The 11,554-nt window shown below is 60.8% G+C and carries 9 protein-coding genes; 3 read left to right on the top strand and 6 right to left on the bottom strand.

What is annotated here, in order from left to right; translation table 11 throughout:
- The first annotated feature begins 3 nt into the window (after positions 1-3).
- The gene (locus ACSBQV_RS04455; RefSeq protein ID WP_033643218.1) at positions 4-327 is read left to right on the top strand and encodes a YdbL family protein; all 324 of its coding nucleotides are present in this window, start codon (positions 4-6) and stop codon (positions 325-327) included.
- A gap of 119 nt (positions 328-446) precedes the next feature.
- Here the strand turns inward: ACSBQV_RS04455 and azoR are convergent, their stop codons facing one another.
- A complete protein-coding gene (azoR, locus tag ACSBQV_RS04450; RefSeq protein WP_015377994.1) occupies positions 447-1,052 on the bottom strand; it encodes an FMN-dependent NADH-azoreductase in 606 nt (201 codons plus the stop codon).
- Positions 1,053-1,321: 269 nt separating this feature from the next.
- Between azoR and hrpA the strand changes: the two genes are divergently transcribed.
- The gene (gene hrpA, locus ACSBQV_RS04445; RefSeq protein ID WP_099785766.1) at positions 1,322-5,209 is read left to right on the top strand and encodes an ATP-dependent RNA helicase HrpA; all 3,888 of its coding nucleotides are present in this window, start codon (positions 1,322-1,324) and stop codon (positions 5,207-5,209) included.
- 96 nt (positions 5,210-5,305) lie between these two features.
- On the opposite strand, the gene ACSBQV_RS04440 is transcribed toward hrpA, so the two are convergent.
- Both ACSBQV_RS04440 and asr read right to left on the bottom strand, forming a co-directional pair.
- The gene (locus ACSBQV_RS04440) at positions 5,306-6,118 is read right to left on the bottom strand and encodes a trypsin-like serine peptidase (protein ID WP_033650290.1); all 813 of its coding nucleotides are present in this window, start codon (positions 6,116-6,118) and stop codon (positions 5,306-5,308) included.
- 295 nt (positions 6,119-6,413) lie between these two features.
- On the bottom strand, positions 6,414-6,692 hold the full coding sequence (gene asr / locus ACSBQV_RS04435) for an acid resistance repetitive basic protein Asr (protein WP_033643216.1): 279 nt from the start codon (positions 6,690-6,692) through the stop codon (positions 6,414-6,416).
- Positions 6,693-6,877: 185 nt separating this feature from the next.
- Between asr and ACSBQV_RS04430 the strand changes: the two genes are divergently transcribed.
- A complete protein-coding gene (locus ACSBQV_RS04430; protein ID WP_099785764.1) occupies positions 6,878-7,783 on the top strand; it encodes an alpha/beta fold hydrolase in 906 nt (301 codons plus the stop codon).
- A 170-nt stretch (positions 7,784-7,953) separates the two neighbouring features.
- On the opposite strand, the gene ACSBQV_RS04425 is transcribed toward ACSBQV_RS04430, so the two are convergent.
- From ACSBQV_RS04425 to rstA, 3 genes are read right to left on the bottom strand one after another with little or no spacing between them, the layout of a single operon-like run.
- Positions 7,954-9,453: a carboxypeptidase M32 gene (locus ACSBQV_RS04425; protein WP_099785762.1), complete on the bottom strand. Its 1,500-nt coding sequence runs from the start codon at positions 9,451-9,453 to the stop codon at positions 7,954-7,956.
- Between the two features lie 35 nt (positions 9,454-9,488).
- Positions 9,489-10,793: a two-component system sensor histidine kinase RstB gene (gene rstB / locus ACSBQV_RS04420; protein WP_033643213.1), complete on the bottom strand. Its 1,305-nt coding sequence runs from the start codon at positions 10,791-10,793 to the stop codon at positions 9,489-9,491.
- Positions 10,790-11,515: a two-component system response regulator RstA gene (rstA, locus tag ACSBQV_RS04415; RefSeq protein ID WP_004938307.1), complete on the bottom strand. Its 726-nt coding sequence runs from the start codon at positions 11,513-11,515 to the stop codon at positions 10,790-10,792. The genes rstB and rstA overlap by 4 nt, the downstream gene beginning before the upstream one ends.
- Positions 11,516-11,554 lie beyond the last annotated feature (39 nt).

The following is an 11,554-nucleotide window of genomic DNA, read 5'->3' as shown; positions in this document are numbered from 1 at the left end:
GACATGAAAAAACGTTATTTGTGGCTGGCCGGCGCCGCCTGGCTGTTCAGCGGCCTGGCGATGGCGCTGACGCTGGATGAGGCGAAGCAGCAAGGGCGGGTGGGGGAAACCCTGAGCGGCTACATCGCGCCGGTGCAGCAGGACGCCGAAACTTTGGCGCTGGTCAAGCGCATCAACGCCGGCCGCGCCGAGAAGTATCAGGAAGTGGCGGACGGCAACCATATCGCCGTTGATGAAGTGGCGCGCATGGCCGGCCAGAAGCTGGTGACGCGGGCGCAGAGCGGCGAGTATGTGCGCGGCATCAACGGCCAGTGGCTGAAGAAGTAAAAAAAAGCGCGCCGTCGGGCGCGCTGAATGATACGGATAGATGATTATTATGAGGGTAGTGCAGGTTTGACAAGGCTTGCCTCTTGTCCGGCAGGGGCATGACGCCCCTGCGCAGTCTCTTACGCGGCAACCACCTGAGACAGGGCCGCTTTGGCGTCTTCCTGTGCTTTGGTCGCCACTTCCGGACCGTAGGCGATGCCTTCCGCGAAGACGAACTCCACGTCGGTGATGCCGATGAAGCCCAGGAACAGACGCAGGTAAGGTTCCACCAGGTCGGTTGGGGTGCCTTTATGAATGCCGCCACGGCTGGTCAGGATCACGGCGCGTTTGTTTTTCACCAGGCCTTCCGGACCGTTTTCGGTGTAACGGAAAGTCACGCCGGCGCGGGCAACCAGATCGAAATAGTTTTTCAGCTGGGTCGGGATGTTGAAGTTGTACATCGGTGCGGCGATCACGATGACGTCATTGGCCTGCAGCTCGGCGATCAGTTCGTCCGACAGGGCCAGCGCTTCTTGTTGACGCGGAGTCAACGGAGCATCGGAAGGACGCAGCGCGCCAACCAGCTCGCCGTCCAGCACCGGGATTGGCTGTGCGGCCAGATCGCGCACGGTGATGGTGTCGCCGCTGTGGGCGTTGCTCCATTGCTCTACGAAGAAATCGGCCAGTTGGTTAGACTGAGAGTAGGTCGCCAGGATGCTTGATTTCAGAACCAATACGTTGCTCATCGATAATTCCTTACGTTGTGACAGTGACATCAGGACTCAGCGTCCCTTGCATGAACTACATGCTATTCACATTCCCCCAACAGTGATAGCGCAATATTTCGAGATCTTCGTTCGATTTTATTGAATAACATGCCGAGGCTTTACTCGCGAAAGTAGGGGGAAAAAGCCGTTTGTGATAGGCTGTGCGGCTAAAGCAAAAAAATCGCTAAAAAAACATTAAACCGTTGCTAAGCCTGGTATTGGCCACGATGAAACAAGGAACACCGAACGTGAAATCTCCGCTCGAGGCACTGCCGGCCCAACTGGGCGAGCTGATGCTCCGCGATCAACAACGCCTGCGTCGTCGCCTGCAGGGCGCACGAAAAATCAAAAATCCCGATGCCCAGCTGGCGGTCGCCGCCGAAGTGGAAAGCGACATCGCGACGGCGCGGCAAAAAGTGCAGGCGCGCGCCGCGTCTTGCCCGCGCATTACCTATCCGGAAAGCCTGCCGGTCAGCCAGAAAAAGCAGGACATCTTAAACGCTGTCCGCGACCACCAGGTGGTGATCGTCGCCGGGGAGACCGGCTCGGGGAAAACCACCCAGTTGCCGAAGATCTGTCTGGAGCTGGGGCGTGGGGTGAAAGGGCTGATCGGCCATACTCAGCCGCGCCGCCTGGCGGCGCGCACCGTCGCCAACCGCATCGCCGACGAGCTGGAAACCCCGCTCGGCGGCAGCGTGGGCTACAAGGTGCGCTTCAACGATCAGGTAGGGGAAAACACCCTGGTCAAGCTGATGACCGACGGCATTTTGCTGGCGGAGATTCAGCAGGATCGCTTGCTGATGCAGTACGACACGCTGATCATCGATGAAGCGCACGAGCGCAGCCTGAATATCGACTTTATTCTTGGTTACCTGCGCGAACTGCTGCCGAAGCGCCCGGATCTCAAGGTGATCATCACCTCGGCGACCATCGATCCGCAGCGTTTCTCGCGTCACTTCAACAATGCGCCGATCATCGAGGTTTCCGGCCGCACCTACCCGGTGGAGGTGCGCTACCGCCCGGTGGTCGACGACGGCGACGATACCGATCGCGACCAGCTGCAGGCGATTTTCGATGCGGTGGACGAGCTTGGGCGCGAAGGGCCGGGCGACATTCTGATCTTCATGAGCGGCGAGCGTGAGATCCGCGATACCGCCGACGCTTTGAACCGCCTCAATTTGCCGCACACCGAGGTGCTGCCGCTGTATGCGCGCCTGTCGAACAGCGAGCAGAACCGGGTGTTCCAGTCGCACCACGGCCGCCGCATCGTGCTGGCCACCAACGTGGCGGAAACCTCGCTGACGGTGCCGGGCATCAAATACGTCATCGATCCGGGCACCGCGCGCATCAGCCGCTACAGCTTCCGCACCAAGGTGCAGCGCCTGCCGATCGAGCCGGTGTCACAGGCCTCCGCCAATCAGCGTAAAGGGCGCTGCGGCCGCGTGTCGGAGGGGGTGTGCATCCGTCTGTACTCCGAACAGGATTTCCTCTCGCGGCCGGCGTTTACCGATCCGGAAATTCTGCGCACCAACCTGGCGTCGGTCATTCTGCAGATGACCTCGCTGGGGCTGGGCGACATCGCCGCGTTTCCGTTCGTCGAGGCGCCGGACAAACGCAACATTCAAGATGGCGTGCGCCTGCTGGAAGAGCTGGGGGCGATCACCACCGCCGATAACGGCCACTATCAGCTGACGCCGCAGGGCCGGCAGCTGGCGCAGTTGCCGATCGACCCGCGTCTGGCGCGCATGGTGCTGGAAGCGCAGAAGAGCGGCAGCGTGCGCGAGGTGATGATCATCACCGCCGCGCTGTCGATTCAGGATCCGCGTGAGCGCCCGATGGACAAGCAGCAGGCCTCGGATGAAAAACACCGCCGCTTCGCCGACAAAGACTCGGACTTCCTGGCGTTCGTCAACCTGTGGGATTATCTGCAGGAGCAGCAAAAGGCGAACTCCTCCAGCCAGTTCCGCCGGCTGTGCCGCAACGATTTTCTCAACTACCTGCGGGTGCGCGAGTGGCAGGATATCTATACCCAGTTGCGCCAGGTGGTGAAAGAGCTGGGGCTGCCGATCAACAGCACGCCTTCCGACTACCGCAGCGTCCACACCGCGCTGCTGACCGGCCTGTTGTCGCACATCGGCCAGAAGGATGCGGACAAGCAGGAATACACAGGCGCGCGCAACGCCCGCTTCTCGATCTTCCCCGGCTCCGGCCTGTTCAAGAAGCCGCCGAAGTGGACCATGGTGGCCGAACTGGTGGAAACCAGCCGCCTGTGGGGGCGCATCGCCGCGCGCATCGAACCGGAATGGATCGAGCCGCTGGCTCAGCACCTGGTGAAACACAGCTACAGCGAACCGCACTGGTCGAAGTCGCAGGGGGCGGTGATGGCCAGCGAAAAGGTCACGTTGTTCGGTCTGCCGATCGTCGCGGCGCGCCAGGTCAATTACGGCGCCATCGATCCGCTGCTGTGCCGCGAGCTGTTTATCCGCCATGCGCTGGTGGAGGGCGACTGGCAGACGCGCCATGCTTTCTTCCGCGATAACCAAAAGCTGCGCGCCGAAGTGGAAGAGCTGGAGCATAAATCGCGCCGCCGCGATATTCTGGTAGACGACGAAACGCTGTTCGGCTTCTACGATCGCCGTCTCCCCAACGACGTGGTGTCCGGCCGTCATTTCGACAGCTGGTGGAAGACCGCCGCCAAACAGCAGCCCGACCTGCTGAACTTCGAAAAAGAGATGCTGATCAAGGATGGCGCCAACAAGATCAGCGCGCTCGACTACCCGAACTTCTGGCATCAGGGCAACCTCAAACTGCGGCTGAGCTATCAGTTCGAACCAGGCACTGACGCCGACGGCGTGACGGTGCACATCCCGCTGCCGATCCTCAATCAGGTGGAGGAGCAGGGGTTCGAATGGCAGATCCCCGGCATCCGCCGTGAGCTGGTGATCGCGCTGATCAAATCGTTGCCGAAACCGGTGCGTCGCAACTTCGTGCCGGCGCCGAACTACGCCGAAGCGTTCCTTGGCCGCGTAACGGCGCTGGAATTGCCGCTGCTTGACGCGCTGGAGCGAGAGCTGCGGCGCATGACTGGCGTGACCGTGTCACGTGATGACTGGCAGTGGGATCAGGTGCCCGATCATCTGAAGATGACATTCCGCGTGGTGGGCGAGAAAAACCAGACGCTGCGCGAAGGCAAAGATCTGGCCGCCCTGCGCCTGCAGTTGAAAGAGAAGGTGCAGGAGACGCTGTCGGCGGTGGCCGATGACGGACTGGAGCAGAGCAACCTGCATGTCTGGAGCTTTGGCCAATTGCCGGCGTTCTACGAGCAGAAGCGCGGCGGCTATTCGATGAAAGCCTATCCGGCGCTGGTGGATGAAAAGGACAGCGTGGCGATCCGCCTGTTCGACAGCGAAAGCGAACAGCAACAGGCGATGTGGCAGGGCACGCGTCGTCTGCTGTTGTTGAATATTCCTTCACCGATCAAATACCTGCATGAAAAACTGCCGAACAAAGCCAAGCTGGGGCTCTATTTCAACCCGTACGGCAAGGTGCTGGAGCTGATCGACGACTGCATATCGTGCGGCATCGACAAGCTGATCGCCGAACACGGCGGCCCGGTTTGGCAGGAGGAAGACTTTGCCCGGTTACAGGAGCAGATCCGCGCCGAGCTGAACGACACGGTCGTTGAGGTGGCCAAGCAGGTTGAACAGATCCTGACGGCGGTCTTCAACATCAACAAACGGCTGAAAGGCCGGGTGGACATGTCGTTGGCGCTGGCGCTGTCGGACATCAAGACCCAGCTCGGCGGGTTGGTCTACCGCGGCTTCGTCACCGGCAATGGATGGAAACGGCTGCCGGACACGCTGCGCTACCTGCAGGCGATCGAACGCCGATTGGAGAAACTGGCTATCGATCCGCACCGCGATCGCGCGCAGATGCTGCGGGTGGAGCAGGTGCAGCAGGCGTGGCAGCAGTGGCTGAACAAGCTACCGCCGAAGCGACAGCAGGAGGAAGAGGTGAAAGCGGTGCGCTGGATGATTGAAGAACTGCGCGTCAGCCTGTTCGCGCAGCAGCTGGGCACACCTTACCCGATCTCCGACAAGCGCATTCTGCAAACCATCGAACAGCTTTCGGGCTAAGCTCAGGCGCGCCGGCCGGCAAACGGCCGGCGCAGCGCAAGTTGAAATTCAGGGAACAGAGAAACAGCAACGGCGCTTAATGCGCCGTTGCGAGAGCTACTTGCCTGCCGCCAGGGCGTCCAGCGCCTCGCGGATGCCGGGCACCGCCAGAGCGCGGTTATCGGCGCGGTAACGATCTTTCGCCGCCGGTGCCGAACTCTGGATGGCGATCAGCTGCCAGCCGTCGGCGGTTTTCAACAGCAGCGGTGAGCCGCTGTCGCCGGGCAGGGTATCACACTGGTGCGACAGCACCCCTTGCTGGGCCCAGCCGGTCACCTTGCAGTTTTGGTGGCTGTAGAGGTCATCCAGATGGTCCTCCGGGTAGCCCGCCTGGGTGATCAGCCGTTTGGCCTGTTTCAGGGCCTGAGTCAACGCCTTGCTGTCGCCTTGCCACAGCGGCAGCGGGGCGATCGGCAGCGGCGTTTTGTCTTTCAGCCGGATCAGCGCAAAGTCATAAGCGGCGGCGGCGGGCGGCACGATCCAGCCGTCGCCGTCCGGTTTCAGTTTTTTGCCCAGTTTGCTGTCGACCAGGGTTTCAATATTGTCGGTTTGATACTGCCATGATTTATCGCCCGCCACGAAGCGCAGGGCGACGGCTTTATCCAATTGTCCCGGCGGCGCCAGCACGCAATGGCCGGCAGTCAGCGCCAAGTGTGGGGAGATCAGCGTGGCGGTACACAGATTGCCGCTGGCGGTTTCGACCTGGCCGATGGCTTGCCACGGCTGGGCGGCGGTATCCGTGACCTTGATTCGTTCATCTTTGCCGAAAAACAGACGCGTTTGCTCGGCCTTGGACGGGCCGTCGGCGCGTGCCGCCTGGGAGGCGATGAGCGGGAGTGAGCACAGCAACAGTAAAACGGATATGCGCATAGATCTCTTGCCTGACAAATACGGATCATCCATAAACACACTGAATGCTAACTATAGACTGATTTAGCAGCCATGTGGATGGGCAATAACTGATTTTTCAATAATTTCCCGCCGGCGAGGCGACAGGCTACAGATAAAAAAAGACGGCGATCAGTCCACAGAGGATCAGGGCGGTCAGAATGATCTCGAACAGGTAGCGGCGCAGCATCAATGAGAACCCCCCGGATGAAAAAACACCCGGTGAACCGGGTGTCGTGCACGTCAAGCCTGAAGCGGTGAGGGGACCCTCACGACATTACGCTTTTTTGTGGCTGGCTTTCTTGTGGTGCTTTTTAGCCGCCTGGGCTTTTTGCGCCGGGGCTTTTTTGCCGGCTTTCTTGTGATGCTTTTTGGCCGCCTGAGCTTTCTGTACCGGGGCTTTCTTGCCGTGGTGTTTCACCTGAGCTTTAGCCGGCGCAGCGGTGGCGGTGGTTGCGGTAGCCGCAGGTGCGGTAGTGGTGGCAGCCTCGGCAGCGAAAGCCACGGAAGACAGACCCATTGCAGCGGCAACAACCAGAGCTAATACTTTTTTCATCGCAGAATCCTCAAAATGACTTTTGGGTATCAACCCCACTGCGGGGCCGTTGAGATGATAGTAGGCAAACGGCGTCTGGCTTTCCGTGAGTGATTGGTTTCGGCTTGTAACCTAATGTACAGGGCGGCGGCGGCAGGAGGGATTGCTGCTATAATGACCGTCAGGTTCGATAAAAGGGATTTAAAATGAACGAGATAACGGTTCGTTGTGGCGTGACGGAACAGGGCGAGGTGCCGCTGGCCTATGAAGACTGGGGCGATGAGACGCACCCACCGCTGTTGTTAATCATGGGCATCGGCGCGCAGCTTTTGCTGTGGCCTGACGATTTCTGCCGCGCTCTGGTCGCCAAGGGTTTTCGGGTGATCCGTTACGACAACCGCGACGTCGGCCTTTCCGGTAAAACGCGGGCGCAGCGCAAGACGCCGCTGTGGCTGTTGATGTTGCGTGCCCAGCTCGGCTGGCAAACGCCGGTGCCTTATACTCTGGCGGATATGGCGACGGACGCAGCGCATCTGCTCGATCATTTACGCATTCCGCAGGCCCATGTCCTTGGCGCCTCGATGGGGGGGATGATCGCCCAGGTGTTGGCCGCCGAATACCCGCAGCGCGTCGCCTCGTTATGTATCTTGTTCTCCAGCACCAATCAGCCGCTGTTACCGCCGCCGGCGCCTTCGCTGCTGTGGTTACTGGTGCGCCGGCCTGCCGCCGATATGACGCTGCAGCAGCGCCAGGAAGGGATGAAGGCCTTTCTGCGCGCGCTTGGCACCGCGACTTATCCGCCGGAGGAGGCGGAGCTGGATGCCCTGGTGAAGCGGTTGCTGAAGCGGGGCGTGGATCCGGAGGGCATGCAGCGGCAACTTTCCGCGCTGCTCGGCAGCGGCGATCTGCGGCGTTACAGTCGGCGCATCGCCGCGCCGACGCTGGTGATTCACGGCGATCGCGATCGGCTGGTGCGCAAGGCCGGCGGGGTGGCGATCGCTCGGGCCGTCGCCAACGCCAGATTGCAGATTATGCCGGGTATGGGGCATGATCTGCCCGCCGCGTTGAGACCACAACTGGTGACGATGATCGCCCGTCATGCGCTGGGATGAGAGGCAGATAGGGGGGCTGCTGTTTATGGTTTTAGTTACAACATACTATTGGTGAGTAGCAACCCGCCACCCTGTAGCCAAGGCGTTGCCGGTAAGGAAAGCGCGCTATGTAACATTATTAGGTCAAACAGGGGAAAAAGGGCGCGGCCGTGGCCGCGCACGGGGAGAGATTACAGGTAGCGGTTTTCCAAATGCTGGCGGAAGTAGCGCGGATTGAGCGCTTCACCGGTTGCATTGGCGATCAGCGTGTCGGTCGGGAAACGGCTGCCGTGGCGCCAGATGTTATGCTGCAACCAGTGGAACAACGGCTGCAGATTGCCGGCGGCGATGTCCTCGTTCAGCGAAGGCAGGGCCTGACGCACGCTGTGGAACAGCTGCGCGGCGTACATCGCGCCGAGGGTATAAGTCGGGAAGTAGCCGAAGGCGCCGTCGGTCCAGTGGATATCCTGCATGCAACCGTTGCGGTAGTTGCCGATGGTATCGAGGCCCAGGTAAGCGTGCATCTTTTCATTCCACAGTGCCGGAATGTCTTCCACTTCGATCTCGCCTTCGATCAGCGCTTTTTCAATTTCGTAGCGCAGGATGACGTGAGCGGGATAGCTCACCTCGTCGGCGTCGACGCGGATCAGGCCCGGTTTCACCCGCTGGTTGAGGCGAATGAAGTTGGCTTCTTCCAGCGCTGGCTGTTCGCCAAACTGCGCGGTAACCAGCGGACGCAAGATTTTCAGGAATTCATTGCCGCGCGCCAGCTGCATTTCGAACAGCAGGCTCTGCGATTCGTGGATGGCGGTGGAGCGAGCCAGGGCGACCGGTTGGCCGAGCAGATCGCGCGGCAGGTTCTGTTCGTAACGGGCGTGGCCAGTCTCGTGTACGATCCCGAGCAGCGCGGTCAGGAACTCTTTCTCGTTGTAACGCGTGGTGATGCGCACATCCTCCGGCACGCCGCCGCAGAACGGGTGGGCGCTGACGTCGACGCGGCCGTTGTCGAAGTTGAAACCGAGCAGCTTCATCACGCTCAGGCTCAGCTGGCGCTGGGTGTCCACATTGAACGGGCCCTGCGGCGCCAGGCAGGGTTCATTGGCCTGTTTGGCCACCACGCGCTGCAGCAAATCCGGCAGCCAGGTTTTCAAATCGCCGAAGATGCGATCGAGATCGCTGCTGCGCATGCCCGGCTCATACAGGTTGAGCAGGGCATCGTAACGGCTGGTGCCGGCCGCCTGCGCGCGGATCTGCGCCTCTTCCCGGCTGAGTTTGACCACGTCGCGCAGATTCTCCGCGAAGCCATCCCAGTCGTTGGCCGGGCGCTGGGCGCGCCAGGCGTGTTCACAGCGGGCGCCGGCCAGCGATTTGGCTTCGACCAGCGACGCCGGCAGCAGCACCGCGTCTTCATACTGGCGGCGCATTTCGCGCAGGTTGGCGCGGTCGAGCTCGTCCAGCGTCTCTTGCTGCGCGCGCTCCAACAGCGCGCCGGTGCTTTGTGCCGTTAAAATCTGGTGCTGCAGCACGCTCAATTCGGCCAGGGCTTCGGAGCGCGCCTTGCTACCGCCCGGCGGCATCATGGTTTGCATGTCCCAACCGGCGATGGCGGACAGGTGGCCGAAACGCGACAGCCGGTTAAAAAGCGCGCGCAGGTGATCGTAAGCAGACGTGTTGGAAGGTGCAGATGTCATTATTATTCGGCTCCAATGAGAAGGGTCCGGCGGTATTACGCCAGATCGGCTTTTAAACTGAATGTCGGCTTCACCGGCCAGCAGAAACGGAAGCTGGCGCCGCCGAGCGAACTGCCTTCGACGAACACCTGTCCCTGGTAGGCGACGGCGATGGAATGGACGATGGCCAGCCCCAGCCCGCAGCCGCCGGTGGCGCGATCGCGGCTGGGATCGAGGCGAACGAAAGGCTCGAATACCCGCTCGCGCTCTTCCGGCGGGATACCCGGCCCGTCATCTTCGACCTGCAAACAGGCGAGGTCGCCGTCGAACCACAGCCCAACGCGCAGGCGCTGTTCGGAATAGCGCAGCGCGTTGTTGACCAGGTTATCGAGCACGCGCTCCATCAGGCGCAGATCGACGCCGCCGAAGTCGCCGACGTGCGGGATGTCGAGCTGGATGTCGCGTTCCTGATGGATAAGGCGGATATCATCGACCTTGTCCTCCAGCCACTTTGGCAGATCGATGGGTTCAATGTTTAGCGCAACCTGCGGCCGATCCAGGCGGGCATAGGTCAGCAGCTCGTCGATGAGCGACTCCAGTTGGCCGATATCGCGGTTCAGCGCCTGCTGCTCGCCTTCGGACAGGTTATCGCTCATCTCGAGCCGATAGCGCAGGCGCACCAGCGGCGTGCGCAGCTCGTGGGCGATGCCGTCGATCAGCTGTTTCTTGCTGGCGATCAAGGTGTTGACGTTGTCGGCCATCTGGTTGAACGCCACGCCGAGCCGGCTCAGGCTGGAAGTGGGATCGAAGTGGGTGCGTTCATCCAGATGCCCGGCGCCGAGCCGCTGGGCGGCGTTTTCCAGTTTGAGCAGGTCTTGCCAGTGCGGCCGCATCCACAGAAACACCGGCAGCGCCAGCGACATGCCGATAAACACCAGCAACACCAGATCCAGCAGACGCATCTGGTGCAGATAGAACAGATAAGGAATGGGGCCGACCACCAACACATAGTGGCTGCGCGGAATGCGTTGCATAAAGGTGTACTGATCATCGAGGGCGATGATTTCACCCAGCCGCAGCCGCTTTTTCAGATCCTCGCTCAGTTCCTGTTTGCCGAGCGGTTCGATATGAAGCTTGAACGACAGATTGAGATCCAGCGTGGCGATAGTCTTGTTCCAGTCCTTCAGCGGGATTTCGCGCAGCTCGCTGCGCATCAGGTACAGCGAGCTTTTCATCAAATCGTCCATCGACTGGCGGCCGGCGCGCTCGGCGGTCACCTTGTACACCAGGCCGACCAGCATCGCCATCACCAGAAAACAGACGAACAGCAACAGGAAGAACTGGACGAAAAGTTTTCTCATTGTTGCACCGATGCCCAGGCGTTAGGGGCGAACAGATAGCCCTTGTTGCGCACCGTCTTGATACGGAAAGGCTCCAGCGCGTTGTCGTACAGTTTGCGGCGCAGGCGGGAGATCGCCACGTCGATGCTGCGGTCCATGCCGTCGTAGCTCACGCCGCGCAGGTTTTGCAGCAGCGCCTCGCGATCCATGATCTGCCCGGCGTGGGTCGCCAGCTCCCACAGCAGATCGAAATCCGAGGTGGACAGGGTGATGGTTTCCTCGCCCAGCGTAACCTGACGGTTGACCGGATCGATGCACAGCAGCCCGAAATGCAGCGCGTTATGCTGGGTAAGCGGCTGAACCGACTCTTCTTTCGGCTGCTGGCTGTGTTGACGCAGATGCAAACGCAGGCGCGCCAGCAACACCGCCGGCGGCGTGGTTTTCAGGATATAGTCGTTGGCGCCCATCTCCAGCGACAGGATATGGTTCATGTCGCTGTCGAGCGAGGTCAGCAGCACGATCGGGCCGGGGAAGGTGGGGCGCAGATCGCGGCACAGCGTCATGCCGTCTTTGCCGGGCAACATGATGTCCAGCAGCACCAGGTCGGGTTGCTCGCGCTCGATGCGTGCCTGCGCGCTGTCGCCGCGCGGTTCGATCAGCACCTCGATATCGTGTTTGCCCAGATAGGCGGCGATCAGTTTGCCGACTTCAGGATCGTCTTCCACAAAAACAATTTTATGCATATGCCCGTGTTTTAATAAGAAAAGCGGATTTCAGCATAG

It is taken from the genome of Serratia sp. B501 (assembly GCF_051172315.1).
Classification (GTDB): Bacteria; Pseudomonadota; Gammaproteobacteria; order Enterobacterales; family Enterobacteriaceae; genus Serratia; species Serratia ureilytica.
This window is presented reverse-complemented; position numbering and strand designations above follow the sequence as displayed.

What these genes read in the sequence shown, in the direction of transcription:
- ACSBQV_RS04440 (WP_033650290.1), bottom strand. Translation starts at nt 6,118, where the DNA reads ATGCGCATATCCGTTTTACTGTTGCTGTGCTCACTCCCGCTCATCGCC.
- ACSBQV_RS04455 (WP_033643218.1), top strand. Translation starts at nt 4, where the DNA reads ATGAAAAAACGTTATTTGTGGCTGGCCGGCGCCGCCTGGCTGTTCAGC.
- asr (WP_033643216.1), bottom strand. Translation starts at nt 6,692, where the DNA reads ATGAAAAAAGTATTAGCTCTGGTTGTTGCCGCTGCAATGGGTCTGTCT.
- rstB (WP_033643213.1), bottom strand. Translation starts at nt 10,793, where the DNA reads ATGAGAAAACTTTTCGTCCAGTTCTTCCTGTTGCTGTTCGTCTGTTTT.
- rstA (WP_004938307.1), bottom strand. Translation starts at nt 11,515, where the DNA reads ATGCATAAAATTGTTTTTGTGGAAGACGATCCTGAAGTCGGCAAACTG.
- azoR (WP_015377994.1), bottom strand. Translation starts at nt 1,052, where the DNA reads ATGAGCAACGTATTGGTTCTGAAATCAAGCATCCTGGCGACCTACTCT.
- ACSBQV_RS04430 (WP_099785764.1), top strand. Translation starts at nt 6,878, where the DNA reads ATGAACGAGATAACGGTTCGTTGTGGCGTGACGGAACAGGGCGAGGTG.
- ACSBQV_RS04425 (WP_099785762.1), bottom strand. Translation starts at nt 9,453, where the DNA reads ATGACATCTGCACCTTCCAACACGTCTGCTTACGATCACCTGCGCGCG.